This window comes from Rhizobium gallicum bv. gallicum R602sp, from assembly GCF_000816845.1.
Lineage (GTDB): Bacteria > Pseudomonadota > Alphaproteobacteria > Rhizobiales > Rhizobiaceae > Rhizobium > Rhizobium gallicum.
In genome coordinates, this window is the sequence record NZ_CP006879.1 from 257,847 (window position 1) to 278,113 (window position 20,267).

General features: G+C 58.9%; 16 protein-coding genes and 3 pseudogenes. 18 read left to right on the forward strand and 1 reads right to left on the reverse strand.

The features are described 5' to 3' along the window. The first annotated feature begins 49 nt into the window (after nt 1-49). The 16 genes and pseudogenes from nifD (at nt 50) to RGR602_RS22305 (ending at nt 16,367) form a co-directional block, all read left to right on the forward strand. Nucleotides 50-1,552, forward strand: a complete 1,503-nt coding sequence (gene nifD, locus RGR602_RS22230) for a nitrogenase molybdenum-iron protein alpha chain (protein WP_040114269.1) — start codon at nt 50-52, stop codon at nt 1,550-1,552. Nucleotides 1,553-1,674: 122 nt separating this feature from the next. After that, entirely contained in the window at nt 1,675-3,216 is a 1,542-nt protein-coding gene (nifK, locus tag RGR602_RS22235; protein ID WP_040114270.1) for a nitrogenase molybdenum-iron protein subunit beta, read from the forward strand. Between the two features lie 60 nt (nt 3,217-3,276). After that, complete coding sequence (nifE, locus tag RGR602_RS22240) at nt 3,277-4,767, forward strand: nitrogenase iron-molybdenum cofactor biosynthesis protein NifE (protein WP_040114271.1); 1,491 nt, start codon at nt 3,277-3,279, stop codon at nt 4,765-4,767. A 9-nt stretch (nt 4,768-4,776) separates the two neighbouring features. Continuing rightward, nucleotides 4,777-6,132 (forward strand): nitrogenase iron-molybdenum cofactor biosynthesis protein NifN, encoded by a 1,356-nt coding sequence (gene nifN, locus RGR602_RS22245; RefSeq protein WP_040114272.1) that lies wholly within the window; start codon nt 4,777-4,779, stop codon nt 6,130-6,132. Further along, nucleotides 6,129-6,623 (forward strand): nitrogen fixation protein NifX, encoded by a 495-nt coding sequence (nifX, locus tag RGR602_RS22250; RefSeq protein WP_040114273.1) that lies wholly within the window; start codon nt 6,129-6,131, stop codon nt 6,621-6,623. The genes nifN and nifX overlap by 4 nt, the downstream gene beginning before the upstream one ends. Before the next feature lie 3 nt (nt 6,624-6,626). Then, nucleotides 6,627-7,151, forward strand: a complete 525-nt coding sequence (locus RGR602_RS22255; protein WP_052451700.1) for a NifX-associated nitrogen fixation protein — start codon at nt 6,627-6,629, stop codon at nt 7,149-7,151. After that, nucleotides 7,138-7,341, forward strand: a complete 204-nt coding sequence (locus tag RGR602_RS22260; RefSeq protein ID WP_040114274.1) for a CCE_0567 family metalloprotein — start codon at nt 7,138-7,140, stop codon at nt 7,339-7,341. Before RGR602_RS22255 ends, RGR602_RS22260 begins: the two co-directional genes overlap by 14 nt. After that, entirely contained in the window at nt 7,338-7,655 is a 318-nt protein-coding gene (fdxB, locus tag RGR602_RS22265; protein WP_040114275.1) for a ferredoxin III, nif-specific, read from the forward strand. Before RGR602_RS22260 ends, fdxB begins: the two co-directional genes overlap by 4 nt. A gap of 120 nt (nt 7,656-7,775) precedes the next feature. Then, nucleotides 7,776-7,949, forward strand: a complete 174-nt coding sequence (locus RGR602_RS39275) for an exopolysaccharide production repressor protein (RefSeq protein ID WP_342636407.1) — start codon at nt 7,776-7,778, stop codon at nt 7,947-7,949. 139 nt (nt 7,950-8,088) lie between these two features. Beyond that, entirely contained in the window at nt 8,089-8,340 is a 252-nt protein-coding gene (locus RGR602_RS22275) for an acyl carrier protein (RefSeq protein WP_040114277.1), read from the forward strand. Next, on the forward strand, nt 8,340-9,533 hold the full coding sequence (locus RGR602_RS22280) for an acyl-CoA dehydrogenase family protein (protein ID WP_040114278.1): 1,194 nt from the start codon (nt 8,340-8,342) through the stop codon (nt 9,531-9,533). Before RGR602_RS22275 ends, RGR602_RS22280 begins: the two co-directional genes overlap by 1 nt. A gap of 5 nt (nt 9,534-9,538) precedes the next feature. Further along, nucleotides 9,539-10,447 (forward strand): amino acid--[acyl-carrier-protein] ligase, encoded by a 909-nt coding sequence (locus RGR602_RS22285; protein WP_040114279.1) that lies wholly within the window; start codon nt 9,539-9,541, stop codon nt 10,445-10,447. A 2-nt stretch (nt 10,448-10,449) separates the two neighbouring features. Then, nucleotides 10,450-11,400 carry a DUF1839 family protein gene (locus tag RGR602_RS22290; protein WP_082046667.1) on the forward strand — a complete coding sequence of 317 codons (951 nt, stop codon included), beginning with the start codon at nt 10,450-10,452 and terminating at the stop codon, nt 11,398-11,400. 73 nt (nt 11,401-11,473) lie between these two features. Continuing rightward, entirely contained in the window at nt 11,474-13,942 is a 2,469-nt protein-coding gene (locus tag RGR602_RS22295; protein ID WP_040114281.1) for a glycoside hydrolase family 2 protein, read from the forward strand. 25 nt (nt 13,943-13,967) lie between these two features. Further along, the gene (locus RGR602_RS22300; protein ID WP_040114282.1) at nt 13,968-14,981 is read left to right on the forward strand and encodes a 1-aminocyclopropane-1-carboxylate deaminase; all 1,014 of its coding nucleotides are present in this window, start codon (nt 13,968-13,970) and stop codon (nt 14,979-14,981) included. Nucleotides 14,982-15,334: 353 nt separating this feature from the next. After that, nucleotides 15,335-16,367, forward strand: a pseudogene (locus RGR602_RS22305) (aspartate-semialdehyde dehydrogenase). A gap of 434 nt (nt 16,368-16,801) precedes the next feature. Here RGR602_RS22305 and RGR602_RS22310 read toward each other — a convergent pair. Beyond that, nucleotides 16,802-17,135 (reverse strand): annotated as a pseudogene (locus RGR602_RS22310) (IS110 family transposase); the annotation flags it as partial. A 202-nt stretch (nt 17,136-17,337) separates the two neighbouring features. Between RGR602_RS22310 and RGR602_RS22315 the strand changes: the two are divergent. Together RGR602_RS22315 and RGR602_RS22325 are read left to right on the forward strand one after the other, a co-directional pair. Next, nucleotides 17,338-18,320: pseudogene (locus RGR602_RS22315) on the forward strand (IS110 family RNA-guided transposase). 930 nt (nt 18,321-19,250) lie between these two features. Further along, nucleotides 19,251-20,237, forward strand: coding sequence for a helix-turn-helix transcriptional regulator (locus tag RGR602_RS22325; protein ID WP_040114284.1), 987 nt, complete (start codon nt 19,251-19,253; stop codon nt 20,235-20,237). Nucleotides 20,238-20,267: the final 30 nt, after the last annotated feature.

Consider the following 20,267-nt stretch of genomic DNA (forward strand, 5'->3'; position numbering starts at 1 on the left):
TGCCTCGTCGGCGGGGCATTATCCGAACCTTGAAAGGGGGCAAAGGCCCATGAGCCTTGATTACGAGAATGACAGCGCTCTCCATGAGAAGCTTATAGGGGAAGTGCTGTCACAATATCCAGACAAGGCGGCTAAGCGCCGCAAGAAGCACCTCAGCGTCGCAAGGAGCGGCGACGAGCCCGGCGAGGAGGCAAAGGCCCTTTCCGAATGCGACGTCAAATCGAACATCAAGTCCATTCCGGGCGTGATGACGATCCGAGGCTGCGCCTATGCCGGCTCCAAAGGCGTGGTATGGGGCCCGGTCAAGGATATGGTCCACATCTCACACGGGCCGGTCGGTTGCGGTCAATATTCCTGGTCGCAACGCCGCAATTACTACGTCGGCCTGACGGGCATCGACACGTTCGTGACGCTGCAGTTCACCTCAGACTTCCAGGAAAAGGACATCGTTTTCGGCGGCGACAAGAAGCTTGAGAAAATCATCGACGAGATCGAAGAACTGTTTCCCTTGAACAAGGGCATCTCGGTGCAGTCCGAATGCCCGATCGGCCTGATTGGCGATGACATTGAGGCGGTGTCGCGCAAGAAAGCCAAGGAGCACGAAAAGACGATCGTGCCGGTGCGCTGCGAAGGCTTCCGCGGCGTATCGCAGTCGCTCGGCCACCACATCGCCAACGACTCGATTCGCGACTGGGTTTTCGACAAGACGGAAGTCGAGTTCGAGGCCGGCCCTTACGATGTTAACGTCGTCGGCGACTACAATATCGGCGGCGACGCCTGGGCTACGCGCATTCTCTTGGAGGAGGTGGGGCTGCGCGTGGTCGGCAACTGGTCGGGGGACGCGACGCTCGCTGAGGTAGAGCGTGCACCAAAGGCCAAGCTGAACCTCATTCACTGCTACCGGTCAATGAACTACATCTGCCGGCACATGGAGGAAAAGTACGGCATCCCCTGGATGGAATACAATTTTTTCGGTCCCTCCCAGATCGAAGCCTCTCTGCGCGAGATAGCCAAGCATTTCGGGCCGGAAATCGTCGACAAGACCGAGGCTGTCATCGCCAGGTACCGGCCCTTGGTCGATGCGGTCATCGACAAGTACCGGCCGCGCCTCGAAGGCAAGACGGTGATGCTTTATGTGGGCGGCCTGCGCCCTCGCCATGTCATCACGGCCTACGAGGACCTCGGCATGCGGATCGTCGGCACCGGCTACGAGTTTGCCCACAACGATGACTATCAGCGCACCGGCCATTACGTGAATAAGGGTACGCTGATCTATGACGACGTCACCGGTTACGAGCTGGAAAAATTCATCGAGGGGATCCGCCCTGATCTCGTTGGCTCCGGCATCAAGGAGAAGTACCCGGTGCAGAAGATGGGCATCCCGTTCCGTCAGATGCACTCCTGGGATTATTCCGGACCGTATCACGGCTATGACGGCTTCGCCATTTTCGCCCGCGACATGGATCTGGCCATCAACAACCCTGTCTGGGACCTCTACGACGCTCCCTGGAAGAAAAAAGCCGTGCCGCCGATGGCGATAGCGGCCGAATAAAAAGCTGGCCTCCCAGGAGCAGGGGGCCAATGAACGCCCGCGACCCTTGATCTGCGGGAAACCAGAAACGTCTCGAGGTCCTGTGCCGCCGCCTGGCGCGCCAGAAGGAAAAGGTGACCACCATGCCGCAGTCGGCCGAAAAAGTTCTCGACCATGCTCCCCTGTTCCGCGAGCCGGAATACAGGCAGATGCTCGCCGAGAAGAAGCTGAATTTTGAATGCCCCCACCCGGACCAGATCGTTACCGATCAACGCGAATACACCAAGACCTGGGAATACCGCGAAAAAAACCTCGCCCGCGAAGCCCTCGTCGTGAACCCGGCCAAGGCCTGCCAGCCGCTCGGCGCCGTGTTTGCGGCCGCAGGCTTCGAGCGGACCATGTCCTTCGTCCATGGCAGCCAGGGCTGCGTTGCCTATTACCGTTCGCATCTGTCGCGGCACTTCAAGGAGCCTTCATCGGCGGTTTCGTCCTCGATGACCGAGGACGCGGCGGTGTTCGGCGGCCTGAAGAACATGGTCGACGGGCTCGCCAACACCTATGCGCTCTACGACCCGAAGATGATTGCTGTCTCGACCACCTGTATGGCGGAGGTCATCGGTGACGACCTGCATAGCTTCATCGAAAACGCCAAGAGCGAGGGCTCGGTCCCGCCCGACTTCGATGTTCCTTTCGCTCACACCCCCGCTTTCGTCGGCAGCCACGTCGATGGCTATGATGGCATGATCAAGGGCATTCTGGAGAACTTCTGGAACGGCAGCGCGCGCAAGGAAGTGGCTAAAGCCATCAACATCATTCCCGGCTTCGACGGCTTCTGCGTCGGCAACAACCGCGAACTGAAGCGCTTGCTCGACATAATGGGCGTATTCTACATCTTCATCCAGGATGCCTCCGACCAGTTCGACACGCCCTCGGACGGTATGTACCGCATGTATGACGGCGGCACGAAGATCGAGGACGTGAAGTCGGCTTTAAACGCCGAAGCGACACTGTCGCTGCAGCACTATAACACCCGCAAAACGCTCGAATACTGCAACGAGGTCGGTCAGGCGACGGCCTCGTTCCACTATCCGCTGGGTGTCAAGGCGACCGACGAATTCCTGATGAAGGTCTCGGAAATTTCCGGCAAGGAAATCCCCGGGATAATCGGAATGGAGCGCGGCAGACTTGTCGACGCTATGGCGGACAGTCAGGCCTGGCTGCACGGCAAGAAATACGCGATCTACGGTGATCCCGACTTCGTCTACGCCGTTGCCCGGTTCGTCATGGAAACCGGCGGTGAGCCGACCCACTGCCTCGCCACCAACGGAACGTCGGCCTGGGAAGCCGAGATGAAGGAGTTGCTTGCATCCTCGCCCTTCGGCAAGGATGCCCAGGTCTGGGCGGGTAAGGACCTCTGGGCGCTGCGCTCGCTGCTCTTCACCGAACCGGTGGACCTGCTGATCGGCAATTCTTATGGCAAGTATCTCGAGCGCGACACCGGCACCCCGTTGATCCGACTGACCTTTCCTATTTTCGACCGGCACCATCACCACCGTTTCCCGCTCATGGGCTACCAGGGCGGACTGCGCGTCTTAACGACGATCCTCGACAAGATCTTCGACAAGCTCGATCGCGAGACGAGCGAGCCGGGTGTGACGGACTATTCTTATGACCTGACTCGCTAGGAGCGGCGGTCGGCCCTGTTAAGGCCGGCCGACTTCATTTGGACTTGGAGACCCGGCGCAATGCCCTCGCTCACTGCTAAAATCCAGGATGTCTTCAACGAGCCCGCCTGCGAGAAGAATCGCAGCAAGGATTCCAAGGCGCGCAAAAGCGGCTGTTCGAAGCCGCTGACACCCGGGGCGGCAGCCGGCGGCTGCGCTTTCGACGGCGCCAAGATCGTGCTGCAGCCGATCACCGACGTCGCGCATCTGATCCATGCCCCACTCGCCTGCGAGGGCAACTCCTGGGACAACCGCGGCACGGCTTCGTCCGGGCCAATGCTTTGGCGCACGAGCTTCACAACCGACCTCACCGAACTCGACGTGGTAATGGCGCAGGGGGAGCGGAAGCTTTTCAAAGCAATCCGCGAAATCAAGGAAGCGTATGCGCCGCCGGCGATCTTCGTCTATTCGACCTGCGTGACCGCGTTGATCGGCGACGACATTGAGGCGGTCTGCAAGCGCGCTGCGGAAAAGTTCGGCTTGCCGGTGGTGCCGGTCAATGCGCCGGGCTTCGTCGGCTCCAAGAATCTTGGCAACAAGCTCGCCGGCGAAGCGTTGCTCGACCACGTCATCGGCACCGTGGAACCTGATGATGTCGGTGCTTACGACATCAATGTCCTTGGCGAATTCAACCTCTCCGGCGAGTTCTGGCTGGTGAAACCGCTCCTTGATCGCCTCGGCATCCGGGTGCGCGCCTGCATTCCGGGCGACGCGCGCTACCGCGATGTTGCCTCCGCGCACCGCGCCCGGGCGTCTATGTTGGTATGCTCGACGGCACTTATAAATCTCGCCCGCCAGATGGAGGAGCGCTGGGACATTCCATTCTTCGAGGGCTCCTTCTATGGCATCACCGACACCTCGGAAGCACTCAGGCAGATCGCCAAACTGCTCGTGACAAAGGGCGCCCATCCGGAAATCCTTAAGCGCACCGAGGCACTGATCGCGCAGGAAGAGGCGATTGCGTGGCAGAAGCTCGCAGCATACCGGCCGAGGCTCCAAGGCAAGCGCGTGCTGCTCAACACCGGCGGTGTGAAGTCCTGGTCCGTTCTCCATGCGCTGATGGAGATCGGCGTTGAGATGGTCGGCACCTCCGTCAAGAAATCGACGGTCGAAGACAAGGAACGCATCAAGCAGATTCTCAAGGACGAGAACCACATGTTCGAGTCGATGGCGCCGCGCGAGCTTTACAACATGCTCGCAGACCATAAAGCCGACATCATGCTGTCGGGCGGGCGCACGCAATTCATCGCGCTGAAGGCCAAGACACCCTGGCTCGATATCAACCAGGAGCGGCACCACGCCTATGCCGGCTATGACGGCATGGTGGAACTCGTACGCCAGATCGACCTTGCCATTCACAATCCGATCTGGAGTGAGGTGCGGGAGCCGGCACCGTGGGAGCGTCAGCCTGATGTAGAGGAAGAACTGCCAAGTATGCAGGGCGAGACCGAGACTGTGTACGCCTTTCAGAAATTTGTCGGCACGACGGCCGACGGCTTCGGCAAGTGTTGAGGAAAGTCGATGGTCCATATCCTTCCCCAGACCAAATCAGCTGCGGTCAATCCGCTGAAATCGTCACAGCCGCTCGGTGCCGCACTCGCCTTTCTTGGGGTCGATCGTGCGATACCGCTGTTCCACGGCAGCCAGGGTTGCACCAGCTTCGCGCTGGTACTTTTCGTGCGGCACTTCAAGGAGGCCATCCCGTTGCAGACAACGGCGATAGATGAGGTTGCGGCGATCCTCGGCGGTATGGATCATTTGGAAGAGGCAATCCTCAACCTAAAGACCCGAACGAACCCGAAGCTGATCGGGGTCTGCACCACGGCGCTGGTGGAAACTCGTGGCGAAGACTTCGCTAGGGATCTCGCGAAGATCAAGCTGTTGCGCGCGAAAGAACTTAAAGGTACGGAGATCGTACTGGCCAACACGCCTGATTTCGACGGCGCGATCGAGGAAGGCTGGGCCACGGCCGTCACCGCAATGATCCAAAGGATTACGCTGCGCGGCGAGCAGGCGCGGCAATCGAAGAAGATAGTGATCCTGCCCGGCTGGAATCTCACGGTCGCTGATATCGAGCATTTGCGCGAGATTGTCGAAAGCTTCGGGCTTAAGCCGGTTATCCTACCGGACATCTCCGGCTCGCTCGACGGCACAGTGCCCGACGATCGTTGGGTGCCTACCACCTATGGCGGCACCCGCTTTGACGACATCCAAGAGCTTGGCACGGCGGTGCAGTGTATCGCGATCGGCGAGCATATGCGCCGCCCGGCAGAGCTGCTGCAGACGCAGACCGGAGTGCCTTACGCACTGTTCCACTCGCTGACGGGATTGAAGGGAGCCGACCGGTTCGTCTCACTGCTTTCCGCGATCTCCCGTGCGCCGGTGCCAGCAAATATCCGCCGTCACCGCGCACAGCTGCAGGACGCATTGCTCGACGGGCATTTCCATTTCGGTGGCAAGAAGATTGCAATCGCCGCCGAGCCGGACCAGCTCTACCAACTCGCCACCTTCTTCACCGGCATGGGCGCCGAGATCGCGGCGGCCGTCACCACGACCGGCACCTCAAAAATTCTCGAGGAAATGCCGGCCGAATCGCTCCAGGTCGGCGATCTTGGCGATGTCGAGGGTCTTGCCGCCGGCGCTGATCTTCTCGTCACCCATTCGCATGGACGCCAGGCGGCGGAGCGCCTTGGCATTCCGCTTATGCGCGTCGGCTTCCCGATTTTCGACCGGCTCGGGAGCCAGCACAAGCTCTCCATACTTTATCAGGGAACGCGCGACCTGATTTTCGATGTTGCCAACATCTTCCAGGCCAACCAGCGCGCGCCGCGGCCTGAATCACTTGATCCGTTTCGTAAACGAGAAATGCCCAGATGACCGCCGCCCGTCGCCTCTCCCTCGTCCCTGACGGGGTTCACTCGCCGGTCCCGAAACGGAAGGCCGGCGCGTTGCGCGTAGCAATCGCCACCCAAGATATGAAAACTCTCGACGCCCATTTCGGGTCGGCCAAGCGTTTCGCCGTCTATGACGTGAGCCGCGACGACTGGAAACTCGTGGAAGTCCTGGACTTCGAAGACGTTTCCGACGAGAGCGGGGAGCATCGGACCGAGGGCGATGACCGCATTACCCCGAAGGTGGAGGCATTGAAGGGCTGTCACCTCTTGTTCTGTCTGGCGATTGGCGGGCCTTCGGCAGCCAAGGTTGTTTCGGCAAAAATCCATCCGATCAAAGTGCCGCAACCTCAGTCCATCGAAGAGGTGCTGTCGCGAACCCGGACGATGCTCCGGACGGCTCCTCCGCCCTGGCTGCGCAAGGTGCTAACGGAAGCAGGCGCCACTGACAAGAAACCCTTCGACGATGAGGACTAAATCATGGGAACATTGACTGGTATTGCGAATGGCCCTGCTGTCAACGAGGAGTGGGATCTTGCCACTCCTTTCCTCAGATGCCTCATACGGCTAATTCGCGCTCAGGATACCCATGGGGCGTGGGAAGACAAATCGGACGCCGACCTGCTGGCCGACTTCATCCTCACCAAGGAGCAGCGCCGTGACATCCCGATCATCGGCGATCCCGATCCGGACGTGCTGTGGAGGCTCCAGGTTTTTTACAGTTGCGTGGGACTGGTGATCGAAGAGCGCTCCGGCCTGGTGGCATCGCCGATCATGACGATGAGCCACGAGGGCTTTGGCCGCGTGGTTCTCACGACCGGGCGGTTGGTCGTTCTGTCGAAGACCCTGCGCGATGTCCACCGGTTCGGCTTTGAGACGTTTCGCAAACTCGCCGACGCCGGCACGAAACTGGTCGACGATGCGGTCGCAGCCATCGAAAACTATCCCAACGTGGCGCTTGCGGATGGGCCTGGTTTTCGAGGAAGAGATCATGTCAAATCTTGAGGAGCAGCTTAAGAAAGTCCGCAAACTGCAGTCACGTGCGGCAACTGCGAAAATGGAGTTGCACGATCTTGCCGAGGATCTTCCGATCAACTGGACTAGGATCAAGACTGTCGCACGGAAAACGTTCGACGCCTTTGCCGAGTTGGAAAGCGCGAAGGAAGAGCTTTCCACGTTGGAGAATTCACGATGACCGGCCGTTTCGTCACGCGCGATGGCTCCAGCTGGGTGCCGGAGTATCTGACCGCTATCGATGGCACGACCTGCATCGGTTGTGGCCGGTGCTTTAAGGTTTGCTCGCGCGAGGTCATGCACCTTTACGGCATCGATGACGCGGGTGAAATCCTCGGCATCTGCGACGACGAGGACGACGACTTCGATGGCGAGCTCAATCGCATGATCATGGTCATCGACCATGCCGGCCGTTGCATTGGCTGCGGAGCCTGTGCCCGCGTCTGCCCGAAGAACTGCCAGACTCATGTTGCCGCAGACAAGGTTGCCGCGTGATCTTGCGAACAAATCAGGAGAACAGTGTTGCCCTTCAGAATCTTTTTCTGCCTCCTGCTGCTCGTCGTCGGCGCCAGCGCCCTAACGAGCTACTTAGTCTCGCATTCCATCCGCAGCGTAATGGTCACAACGATGGGTGCTTGGCTCCTTCTACAAGTGGCTTATTTCGCAAGCGTGCTCTTTCTCATCTGGCGATCTAGCCGCGCTCAGAGCGGTCGCCAAAGGGCTAAGCGTTTCGATCATTGCCAGGAAGGACGCTATCAGTCGCAAGCGTATCATGAGGGCGATAAATGAATGCTCAGACGCGCTCCAACTGGGTCAAACCCTCCGCGTATCGGCGCTCCCTTAGGTGCGCTTTCCCTATTACTTCTCGGCTCAGGATAAGACGGCGTCACTGTCATCGTGTTTGCGATTACCCTAGAGGGACTCCAGGATGAATGAGACTATTCGCGATTTGCTGGCCAAGTGTGGTGCGCTCCCCGTCACGATGGATCAGATTGCCGACGACGCCGATCTCTATGCGGCGGGCTTGTCTTCCTTTGCGTCGGTGCAACTCATGCTCCGCATCGAAGAGGCTTTCGATATCGAGTTTCCCGACAATCTGCTGAACCGCAAATCCTTCGCCAGCATCGTCGCCATCGAAAAGACGGTCGGCATGATCCTGGATAGCCGAAAGGTCATCTGATGAATGTCGCGGGCGCTTCAATTGAAGCCAGGGCCGAAGACGCGGCGGCGGTGCGCGCCGCGCGCGTCGCGGCGATCGCCGGCAAATATGCTGATGAAGTCGATGCCGAAGGCCGCTTCCCGCGCGAGGCTGTGGATGCGATGCGCGCCGAAAGGCTGCTGTCGATCCAGATTCCCGCCGATCTGGGCGGGGAGGGTGCGTCGATCACCGAGATCGCCGACCTTTGCTCGATCCTCGGGCAGACCTGTGCGGCCAGCGCCATGGTTTTCGCCATGCACCAGATCAAGCTGTCGAGCCTGGTCGAACACGGCGCCGGCAGCGACTGGCACCGCGATTACATGCGCCATGTCGCTAAAGAACAGCTTCTGTTGGCCTCGGCGACGACGGAAGGCGGGATCGGCGGCAATCTGCGAAACAGCATCTGCGCCATCAAGGTCGTGGACGGCACCTGCTTTCTGGAGAAGGATGCGACCGTGATATCCTATGGCGCCCATGCCGATGCGGTTCTCATCACCTCGCGCAGCCATACCGAGGCCGCCTCGTCCGACCAGGTGCTGACGGTTTTCCTCAAGGGCCAATACAGGCTTGAGCGCACGGTCGAGTGGAACACGCTCGGCATGCGCGGCACCTGCTCCGACGGTTTCCTCTTCAAGGGCGAGGGGCCGGCCGCACAGATCCTGCCGAAGCCATTTGCCGAGATCGCCGCGGAGTCGATGCTGGCAACCTCTCATCTTCTTTGGAGCGGCGTCTGGTACGGCATAGCCGCCGATGCCGTCGCCCGTGCCCAGGCTTTCGTGCGCGCTGCCGCCCGCAAATCGCCCGGCACGCCGCCGCCCGGCGCGCTGCGTCTGGCGGAGGTTTCCTGCCTGCTGCAGATGGTGAAATCCAATGTCCTCGCCGGGCTGAAAATCTACGAAGAGGCGAAGGCCGATGCCGACCGGCTGTCCTCGATGGCCTTTGCCGTCGCCATGAACAACGTCAAGATCGCGTCGTCGGAGATGATCCTGCCGATCATCAACCACGCCATGTTGATCTGCGGCATCATGGGCTACAAGAACGGCACGCCCTATAGCCTCGGCCGCCATCTGCGCGACGCGCATTCCGCTCAATTGATGATCTCGAACGACCGCATTCTCGGCAATACGTCGCCGATGCTGCTCGTCCATAAGCAAGGTACCAGCCTGTTGGGGTAATTGTCATGGATATACAAACATCGTTTCTCGACCGCCTTTTCGAATCCGGTCTTCTGATCGACACCGGCATTGACGGCCTCTATGGCCGCAGCGGTCAGTTCGAAGATGTGATCTCTGCCTTTGAGCGCCTGATCTACGGATTCGGCGGTGCGGATGGCGCCGAAGCAATCCGCTTCCCGCCGGGCATGAATCGCGCCCTCTTTGAGGCGAGCGGCTACATGAAGAGCTTTCCGCAGCTCGCCGGCACCGTGCACAGCTTCTGCGGCAGCGAGTTCGACCACACGAGCCTGCTGAAATGCATGGAAGTCGGCGAAGACTGGACGAAAGACCAGGAGGCGACCGATATCGTGCTGACGCCGGCGGCCTGCTATCCGCTCTACCCGACCGTCGCGAAGCGCGGTCCCTTGCCGGAGAGCGGCGCGCTGTTCGACCTGCAATCCTATTGCTTCCGCCATGAGCCTTCGAAGGACCCGGCCCGCCAGCAGCTGTTCCGCATGCGCGAATATGTCTGCATGGGCACCAAAGGCCACGTCACGGATTTCCGCCAGAGCTGGATGGACCGCGGCCTCGAGATGATGAAGGCCGTCGGCCTCGACGTCGTCATCGATGTCGCCAACGATCCGTTCTTCGGCCGCGCCGGCAAGATGCTCGCCAATAACCAGCGCGACCAGAACCTGAAATTCGAGCTGCTGATCCCGATCACCTCATCCGCCAATCCGACCGCCTGCATGAGCTTCAACTATCATCAGGATGCGTTCGGCGCGAAATGGGGCCTGAATTTCGCTGATGGCAGCGTCGCGCATACGGCCTGCGTCGCCTTCGGTCTCGAGCGCATCGCGCTGGCGCTGTTCCATCATCATGGGCTCAATACCGCGGAATGGCCCCAGAGCGTGCGCAAGGCGCTGTGGGGCTGATCGTGGCTTCCGTCTTCAGGGACCTCGATCCCGCCACCCATATGCCACACGCGCTGCACGCCAGCGAGCGCATGTGGCCGGAAACCAACTGCTATCTCGACCTCTGGATCGAAGTGCTGAACACGCTCAGGCTGCCGGCTGAAGCGATGCTCGCCTTTACGCTGACGCAGGATTTCGAAGGCGATCAGTTTACCTTCTTCAAGGTGCCGCTCGATGATCTCGAAGCGCTCTATGGCATTCGGTGCACGGAACTGGCGATCTACGACAAGGTCGAGCGCCATGTCCTTGAGCAGATTGGCCGCGGCCGGCTCTGCCTGGTCGAAATGGATTCCTTCTACATGCCGGACACGCAGGGCGTCGGCTATCGCCGGGAGCACGGCAAGACGACCGTTGCCATCAACCGGCTCGATATGGCGGGCCGCGAACTCGACTACTTCCACAATGGTGGCTTTTTCCGGCTCTCAGGCGATGACTTCAACGGGCTGTTCGAGCTGCACCTTACGGACGAGGATCTGCCCTTCCTGCCTTATACCGAGTTCGCGAAGTTTCCGGACAGCGCACCAGGTGAGGCTGCCATCCGGCAGACATCCCGCCAGCTTCTGGCCTTCCATTTTCGCCGCCGTCCGGTCGCCAATCCCATCCGCGCCTTCGCGGCGGTTTTTCCGGCGCAGGTTGAAGTCATGGCCGAGCGGCCGTTCGGCTTCTTCCATAAATATGCCTTCAACACGCTGCGCCAGCTCGGGGCCAATTTCGAGCTGGCGGGCAGTCATCTCGATTGGCTGTCGGCGGATTTCGCCGAGGCGGCTTTTGAGGCGCGCCGGATTTCGGAAGTGGCGAAATCGGTGCAGTTTCAGCTTGCCCGAGCCGTGACGCGCAAGAAATTCGAGCCGTTGCAGACGGCGCTTGAGCCGGCCGCGGATGCATGGGATGCCATGATGGCGCTGCTTGAATAATCGCTTTAGTGAAAATGATCTCGTTCAAAAAGTCGCTTGCACTTTTGGGATCATGTTTTGAACCGGAGATCCAATGCAAAAGCGTTTGGCTGATATCAGCGGCAACACGCTGCAGGTCGAAGGGTGGAATCTGGTTCTGACGGATGCAGGCGCCTGCGCCTCGCCTTCGGACCTGTCGCTTTCGGCCGTCATCCCGGCGCCGGTGCCGGGCACTGTGGCGGAAGCGCTGGAAAAGGCCGGGCTCTTCGACCGGGAACATCCGCATCCGTTGAACGACCGCGATGCCTGGTATCTCTGCCGGTTGGTCGATGCCAATGCCGGCAATGCCGTCTTGCGGCTGGAAGGTCTGGCAACGCTCTGCGAAGTCTTCCTGAACGGCCGGAAAATTCTCAAATCCGAGAGCATGTTCGAAACGCATGATCTTGCCGTTCACCTGCATGGCGGCGACGAACTGGCATTGTGCTTCCGGGCGCTGGAGCCGCGCCTTGGAAAACCCGGCCCGCGCGCCCGCTGGCGGCCACAGATGATCACGCCGCAGGGATTGCGGCTGGCGCGCACAACGCTGCTTGGCCATATGCCTGGCTGGTGCCCGGAAATACAGGCGGTCGGACCCTGGCGGCCGGTGTCGCTGCTGCATCCGCATGAGCCCATCGTTCGCGACCTTTCGTTGCGGCCTGATCTGCTGGAGGATGGAGAGGGACGGCTTTATGCCTCGCTTTCGATCGAAGGGTATGTCAGCGAGGTTACCCTTCGCTGCGGCGATATCGAGCAGGCCTTCGAGCGGGACAGCCACGGCCGCTGCACGGCGATTCTTAAGATCCCTGGCGTGACGCCATGGTGGCCGCACACGCATGGAATACCGCATCTCCATGAGGTCACGCTGATCATCGATGACGTCGAGCATCCGCTCGGACGCACCGGCTTTCGCCGGCTGGCAATCGATCGCGGCGCCGATGGCCGGGATTTCGGCCTCCTGGTCAACGGCGAACGCATCTTCTGCCGTGGCGCGGTCTGGACCACGGCCGATATCGTGCGGCTGCCCGGCGGCCGCGACGATTATGAGCCGTGGCTGCGACTGGCGGCGGAGGCCGACATGAACATGGTTCGCATCGGCGGCACCATGGCCTATGAGACGCCGGATTTCTTTCGCCTCTGCGACGAGTTCGGCCTGCTGGTCTGGCAGGATTTCATGTTCGCCAATTTCGACTATCCGAAAGGCGATAAGGCTTGGAACGCCCATGTCGAGGCGGAAGTGGCGCAGTTTCTTTCCACCACGCGGCTGTCGCCATCACTCGCCGTCGCTTGCGGCGGCAGCGAAATCCATCAGCAGGCTGCGATGCTCGGCCTGCCGGAGCGATTGTGGGCGAGCCCGATCGTGGAGGAGATCATACCGGCGGTTGCCCGATCGGTTCGGCCGGATGTCCCCTATGTCGTCAATTCGCCCTTCGGCGGCGCCATGCCGTTTTCTCCGAATCAAGGGGTGACGCATTATTACGGCGTCGGAGCCTATATGCGTCCTCTCGATGACTCACGCCGCGCTGATGTCCGCTTTGCTGCGGAAAGCTTGGGTTTCGCGCATGTACCACAGGCCCGGACGCTGTCGCGGCATCTGTCGGTTCCTCCAGTCCAAAGCCCGCTATGGAAGGAGCGTGTGCCGCGCGATCGTGGCGCCTCCTGGGATTTCGAGGATGTGCGCGATCATTATCTCCGCGAGCTCTATGGTTTCGAGTCGGACCGGCTGCGGCGGGAGGATCCCGATCTCTATCTTGCTCTGTCGCAGGCGGTCACCGGCGAAGTCGCGGAAGAGTGTTATGCCGAGTGGCGGCGGCAGGGTTCGGGCTGCAACGGCGCGCTGGTCTGGACGCTGCAGGATTTATTGCCTGGCCCCGGCTGGGGCGTGATCGATTCGACCGGGGAACCGAAGCCAACATGGTATGCGCTGCGCCGCGCCTTTCGGCCCGTGCAGGTGCTTTTCACCGACGAAGGCACCAACGGCCTCGATGTCCATGTGATCAACGAGAGCAATGTGACGCTCGACCTCGATCTCGAGGTCCACTGCCTGCGCGATGGCTGGCAAAAAGTGGTGAGCGGCAAGCTTGGCCTCCCGATCGAAGCCCGCGCCAAGCGCAAGATCGCCTGCACCGATCTCTTCGGCGCCTTCTTCGACACCACCTATGCCTTCCGCTTCGGCCCGCCGTCGCATGACGTCACGGTGGCGCGTCTCACAGCGCCCGAGACCGAGGCGCTGATCGCCGAAGCTTTCTATTTCCCCTTGGGCAGGACGAAAGCCTTTCATGAGGCCGAAATCACGGCTTCCGTCGCGCAGCAGGACGATCACTGGTTCCTTGAACTACACAGCGACCGGCTGGCACAATCGGTACAGGTCGATCTTGAAGCCTATCGGGCGGAGGACGATTGGTTCCACTTGCCGTCGGGTGCGATGCGGCGGCTGAGGCTTCATCCGAGAGCTGGAACGTCGGCGGAAACTGTTCCCACCGGTCAGATCAGAGCCCTGGGTAGCCGGCGAGTAGTCGAAGTCTGATCAAGGTACGTCACTGGAGAGAACATTGCTGAAAAAGTTCGAACGATACCCGCTCACCTTTGGACCTACGCCCATTGAGAAGCTCGACCGCCTCGGCAAGCATCTAGGGGGAAAGATGGAAATTTACGCCAAACGCGAGGACTGCAACTCCGGTCTCGCGTTCGGCGGAAATAAGCTTCGCAAGCTCGAATACATCATCCCTGCTGCGATCGCGTCGAAAGCCGATACGCTTGTCTCCATCGGCGGCGTGCAGTCCAACCACACGCGAATGGTCGCGGCGGTCGCCGCCAAGATCGGCATGAAATGCGTGCTTGTCCAAGAGAGCTGGGTACCACATGAAGATGCCGTTTACGACCGAGTCGGTAACATTCTCTTGAGCCGTATCATGGGAGCAGAGGTGTGGCTGGTCGATGAGGGCTTTGACATCGGCATCCGCGGCAGTTGGGAAGCGGCACTCGACGAGGTCAAGTCAAGAGGAGGTAGACCCTATGCAATACCAGCCGGGGCATCCGTTCACACATTGGGTGGTCTCGGCTACGTCGGCTTCGCGGAGGAAGTCCGTGCACAGGAGAAGCAGCTTGGATTTGCCTTCGACTATATCGTGGTTTGCACGGTGACGGGTTCGACGCAAGCCGGCATGGTGGTCGGGTTCGCCAGAGACGGGCGACAGCGCAACGTGATCGGGATCGATGCCTCCGCAACCCCCACCAAAGCCAAGGCGCAAGTGCTAAAAATTGCCCGGCATACTGCAACGCTCGTTGAGCTCGGCGAGGAAATCGACGACGACGACGTGCTTTTGCTCGAGGGATATGCGTATCCTAGTTACGGCATTCCGTCCGAGGAAACGAAGGAGGCCATCCGCTTGTGCGCGCGGCTGGAGGGCATGATCATCGATCCCGTCTACGAGGGCAAATCAATGCAAGGGATGATCGACCTCGTGCAGAAGGGCTTTTTTCCAGAGGGATCGAAGGTCCTCTATGCGCATCTGGGTGGCGCGCCGGCGATCAACGGTTACAGCTATACCTTTCGCAACGGCTGAAGCCAGGCGATGTTGCGGCGAACGCACGCGCTATGCGGTCGTGCTGCTCCACGAAGGTGCCCTTGCGAGTCTCGGAAATCTCCAGTTTGAGCCAACGTCGGGCCTGAGCGACAGGGCACCTCCAACAAAAAATACGGTATGCTGAATGTTTTTTCATGTGATGCATAGCAGGTGCATTCAATACTGCCCCTACCGAACCTAGTAGTTTTTGATGATTCCATCATCACATAGAGTGTGGGCGGTGATCGTCCACCATACCCCAGTCAGGAGCCCGACACAGCCTCTATAGGAGCAGTGAACATAGCCACGCGGGTAGCGAGCTGCCCGGAACTGCCCTCTGGAGGTCGAGTATCATGAGAACCTTAGATATTTCTATCATCGGAGCCACGGGGGCTGTCGCAGCTGAACTGATCAAGTTGCTGGAGTCGAGCCAGCTTCCGGTCTCTCGTTTGCGGTTGCTAGCGTCCCGCACCTCGGCCCGGTCGCCAATCAAGGTTTCGAGATGAAATCTGCATCGTGGAGCCACTCGACGAGATCGACGATACCCAAGCCGATATTGCATTCTTTTCCGCAGGGGGCGCCGTAAGCGCCAAATATGGACCTCTGTTCGCAGCCCAGGGCGCCCTCGTGATCGACAACTCGAACGCCTTTCGAATGAACCCGGACGTACCACTCCTCGTACCACAAGTTAATCCTGATGCGCTCGCGGTTCGCCCGCGTTCGGGGATAGTGGCAAATCCAAACTGTTCAACGATTCAGCTGGTCCGCGCTCTCAGACCATTGGTAACTGGATTTGATGTCCATCAGATCATTTTGACCACCTTTCAGGCCGCCTCGGGGGGCGGCCTGAAAGGGATCGACGAGCTATTGGAAGGGGCCAGAGCCGCACTGGTTGGACAAGCGCCGCCAACCGCGGAGCATTTCCCTTTTCCCCTTGCGTTCAATGTAATACCGCAAGTTGGTGAGATCGCCTCGGAGGGGGTGACTTTAGAAGAGCGCAAGCTCGTTCAAGAGTCTCGAAAAATCTTTGGTCTGCCTCATCTGCGATTAACCTCCACCTGTGTTCGGGTTCCCGTAGTAAATGGCCATTCGGAGGCGGTTTATCTCGAGCTACAAGAGCCCGTTCCCCTGGAGCGGGTTCATGAGTTGCTGACGATAGAGCCTGATGTTCGGCTCTATGCAGACGGAACCCACGAAGGATATCCGACGCCGCGCCTTCTCAAAGACCCTACGGTTGTTCACGTCGGGCGCGTGAGGGTAAACCCCGAGAATCCGTGCGGGCTCTGGCTCTGGATCGTCGCAGATAATCTTCAGGTTGGCGCGGCGCTTAACGCACTTCTCATCGCAAAGCCTGCAATTTCCAACAACGTGATTGGTGGACAATGAACGCAACGGTTCTGAAATTCGGAGGCTCTAGTTTTCGGCATCCTGAAGACTTCGGTCGAGTCGCTCGATTTAGCGGAGCGACTCACGGCCGGTGAACATAAGCTGGCGATTTCCCTGGGCGCGTGAGATCCATGAACGGATGTACCCGGAACGGACGGCGAACCAGTTGCGCCGAGAGCGGCTAAGCAGTGTTCCGCTCATAGTTCGTTGCTCATCGGTACAAATGATGCGTCGGAAAATACGCAATGAGTCCAACGGCTCGCGCAGAATCTGATGAGACTGCCACTTCGTTCTGAAACATTTGCGCCCTAAGGTGAAAAGAGGTGGGTCGGTTTGTCTGAACAGTTCCGGGCGTTTTGCTAAGTGGATTTTGGCCTCGATTATGCTGCGACCTGCATTGGCGGCAGCGCGTTGGCGTCTGCCGGTCAAGGGATCTGATCGGCGGTTTTCACTGGCACAAAGCGCATGGTCGGGCGGCTCATCGCCTCACACCGCAGCATCGTTCTCACCGCGGTTGACATACGGCTTTGCCAGTTGCGGCGCGATCAATTTCACTTCATGCCCGAAGACGCTCAACAACCTCGCCCAATGATGAGGGGCACCGCAGGCTTCGAGTGCAATGGTAGTAGGCGGCGCGTTCTCGAAAAATTTCACCATCTTCCTACGCGAAAGCTTCTTGCGAAGGACTGGTTGCTCGGCTGCGTTCACCCCATGCAATTGGAAAGCGTTCTTTGACGTGTCTATACCAATTCGGATAATCTGTTCCACGGATGGTCTCCCTCGATTGAGCTTTCAACGAACTCATTCTGGCACATTGCGATTCCGTTGGGAGCCGTCCACATGGGGTAATCGCGGGAGCGAGCCGCCCTGATGCAGTCCCGACAGTGGAAGCTGGGGGCTGTTCCCCGATCAGATGAAAGTGCGGGCTCAAGACTCGCAGTCAGGCCCAGGCATCTAACGGAGAACAACCATGGAAGAGTATATCGGGCTTGATGTGTCGTTGAAAGAGACAACCATTTCCATTCGTCGCGGTGGCAAAAGGATCTGGCGAGGTAAATGCAAATCCGACCCGGATGGCATCATAACCTGCTCCTTAAGCATGCGCCCGACGCCAGACGGGTCGTCTTTGAGACCGGTCCCCTTTCGATATGGTTTTATCATGCGCAGACCGATGCAGGGGGTCCGGTGATTTGCATCGACGCGCGGCATGCCAAGGCGGCGCTCGACAGGGCTGCGAACAAAACAGATGCGAACGACGCCGATGGCCTTGCGCATCTTGCTGAGGTCGGCTTCTACCGCGAAGTCGGGGTCAAAGGGTACGATAGCATGTTGACCCGGACGCTTGTGGCGGCACGAACGCGGTTGGTGACGATCTGCACCGAGCTGTCAAATCAGATCCGAGGCTTGATGAAGACGGTTGGCTTGTCATTCCGAGTGGCAATGGTATCACCTTCGGAAACAACGTCCGTATGCTCCTAGACGGCCACCAGTCTCTTTCGCAGATCATTCTCCCGCTCTTGAAGGCCTGGTATAGTATGCGCGAGCCGCCGGCCGAACTCGGTAGGCAGTTGATAGGGATCGCCCGGACGAGCCAGGGCTACTCATGTCGGTTCCCGGTGTTGGTGTTGTCACTGCAACTTCGTTCGTGACCGCCATTGAAGATCCTGAGAACTTCAAGAAATCACGGTCCGTGGGAGCCTGGCTGGAACTAACGCCACGCCGCTATCAATCAGGCGAGGTCGACTATGACGGTCATATCTCGCGCCGTGGCGACGCCCATTTTCGCGGTCTCCTGTTCGACGCCGCAACTGTTATCCTCACGCGAAGCAGTGCTGATAGCGGCCTGCGCTCTTGGGGGGTGAAGCTGAGGGAAAGACGGCCGCAGTCGCCGTTGCGCGCAGACTGTCTGTAATTATGCACGCGATGCTCAAGACTGGTCAGCTCAACGGCTAGCTGTTCTGAACGCTTCCTAGTTTGATCCGAATACCTTCCGCCAGTGTCCTGATGGACCGGTGTCAGAACGTCCCTGCCGGGACATAGGCACGGTGATTCCGCCTGTTGGGGTGCAAGCGCATAAATGGCGAATTGCGTCGTCCACATTGGAGCACTCGACCTGCGAAGCCCCATCATGCGGCGACCGTGTGTCGACCACGAAGACGACTGCAGCGCGGCAATCACGGTGAGACGCGTATTGCCTCATTGGGGAATGCTCCCGACCGATCCGATTATTGCCTCACGAGACTGCTCCTTTCGCCACCGGCGTAGTCAGCGGAATGCTGAGCGATTTCGGAATTCATTCCAAAGATCATTGCATGTGCCTTGTTTCGACGCCACTCCTTGACGAGCCTTTGCACTGTTCGCAGGAGGCCGTCGGGGTATTCGTTGGGATGAAGTGCTTGAAGCCGTTCCAGCAGCTCGCGGCCTGTCCGCCAAGGCTCCTTCTCGAACCAATGTTCACCGAATGAATCAAATCCAAGGGTCCCCGTCCATCCCTTTCGCGCCAAATCGTCGACAGCCTCATAGATCGGGCGCCTGGAACGGCAACCCGCGCTCCAAACCTCCCTGAGATTATCTTCTTTCACACAAGGGTCTCGCCCGGTTCTAGGCCTCTGCGACGGCTAGGGCTTGTCCGCTGTGTAGTGGCATAGCCCAACGAGGTGGGAATCCCCGCAACCGACATTATTGTCGGGTTAGTCGAGCCACGACATAAACGGCACTTTGGCTGATTTGCTGTTGATCCAGATTTTAAGTAACTGACAAACAATAAGAAGATCCCGTTGAGGTTCCTTTTTGCAAAGTTGGCACGCCTTTTGAGTCATTGTTCACGTGGCAGGAGTTGACGGCGACGTGCATCACCGAACGGGACGAAGGAAGGAAATCAAAATGTCTGCTCTGCGTCGAGCCGGATTGAGAGCCCTAGCGATACCGGCGGCCGCAGGTGCGCAGAGCCGCAGAATTTCATGGCCAGCGGCTCGGTGCACCGGTGATAACATGCGGTGCAATTGGTTGTCCAAAAGAGACTATCAAACGCTTGCGGATGACTGCGGCGTCCCTGAAGTGTGCAGACCGGCGATCGGAGTTTCCGATGAGGTTTCTTTGCCACCGTCGACACATTTCCGATGTGCAGACAAAGGACGGGTTGCGGTCGAGTTCGGCCGATTTATCGACGAGACAGACGGTGTCGCTCAAGCCAAGCAGTTGTTCGACCTTTTGTCGGCTTTTGCGCTGAATTTTGGCTGCACACGGATAGCTTATGGTCGTCTTACAACTGACCGCAAGGTTTTGAAGCCGGTCCGGTGCGACTCGGAGGAGATCCTGAATTATCCTGATGAATGGCAGGAGCGATGCCTCGAAATGGGTTATGACAGGATAGCCCCCGTCATCAAGGAGAGTCGAATGAGGGCAGGTCCCATTCGATGGAGCGAGGTGTACAGTGACGCAAGCACGACTGAATACGACCGGCGCATCTTTGACGAGGCCGCAACGTATGGCTTAAGGTCGGGTGTTACTGTTCCATTGCAGGCCCCGGATGGCAGCTTCGCCATCATCAGCTTTGCTCAGCATTGCGGCCGTGAATTTCAAAATAAAACCATCAACTACTTACAACTTGCCGCGATACATTTCCATCTAAGAGTTGTGAAGGTCGCTAATTCGAATGTCATCAAAACAGTTCCTCACCTCTCTAAAAGAGAGAAAGAGTGTATTTTGTGGGTGGCAAGAGGAAAATCGTCGTGGGACATCGGAACTATCATGAGTATTTCTGCAAATACTGTTAATTTTCATATAAAAAACGTGATGCGGAAGTTGGATGCGGCCAGCAGAACCGTCGCTGCTATGAAAGCAATAAGCCTCGGCATTATCGAATTGTAAGACTCAAGGTTCAGATCCGAAAACATCGAC

Bases quoted from the DNA above. Each gene is read 5' to 3' on its own strand.
- nifD (WP_040114269.1), top strand. From the start codon at position 50: ATGAGCCTTGATTACGAGAATGACAGCGCTCTCCATGAGAAGCTTATA.
- nifK (WP_040114270.1), top strand. From the start codon at position 1,675: ATGCCGCAGTCGGCCGAAAAAGTTCTCGACCATGCTCCCCTGTTCCGC.
- nifE (WP_040114271.1), top strand. From the start codon at position 3,277: ATGCCCTCGCTCACTGCTAAAATCCAGGATGTCTTCAACGAGCCCGCC.
- nifN (WP_040114272.1), top strand. From the start codon at position 4,777: ATGGTCCATATCCTTCCCCAGACCAAATCAGCTGCGGTCAATCCGCTG.
- nifX (WP_040114273.1), top strand. From the start codon at position 6,129: ATGACCGCCGCCCGTCGCCTCTCCCTCGTCCCTGACGGGGTTCACTCG.
- RGR602_RS22255 (WP_052451700.1), top strand. From the start codon at position 6,627: ATGGGAACATTGACTGGTATTGCGAATGGCCCTGCTGTCAACGAGGAG.
- RGR602_RS22260 (WP_040114274.1), top strand. From the start codon at position 7,138: ATGTCAAATCTTGAGGAGCAGCTTAAGAAAGTCCGCAAACTGCAGTCA.
- fdxB (WP_040114275.1), top strand. From the start codon at position 7,338: ATGACCGGCCGTTTCGTCACGCGCGATGGCTCCAGCTGGGTGCCGGAG.
- RGR602_RS39275 (WP_342636407.1), top strand. From the start codon at position 7,776: ATGGTCACAACGATGGGTGCTTGGCTCCTTCTACAAGTGGCTTATTTC.
- RGR602_RS22275 (WP_040114277.1), top strand. From the start codon at position 8,089: ATGAATGAGACTATTCGCGATTTGCTGGCCAAGTGTGGTGCGCTCCCC.
- RGR602_RS22280 (WP_040114278.1), top strand. From the start codon at position 8,340: ATGAATGTCGCGGGCGCTTCAATTGAAGCCAGGGCCGAAGACGCGGCG.
- RGR602_RS22285 (WP_040114279.1), top strand. From the start codon at position 9,539: ATGGATATACAAACATCGTTTCTCGACCGCCTTTTCGAATCCGGTCTT.
- RGR602_RS22295 (WP_040114281.1), top strand. From the start codon at position 11,474: ATGCAAAAGCGTTTGGCTGATATCAGCGGCAACACGCTGCAGGTCGAA.
- RGR602_RS22325 (WP_040114284.1), top strand. From the start codon at position 19,251: ATGTCTGCTCTGCGTCGAGCCGGATTGAGAGCCCTAGCGATACCGGCG.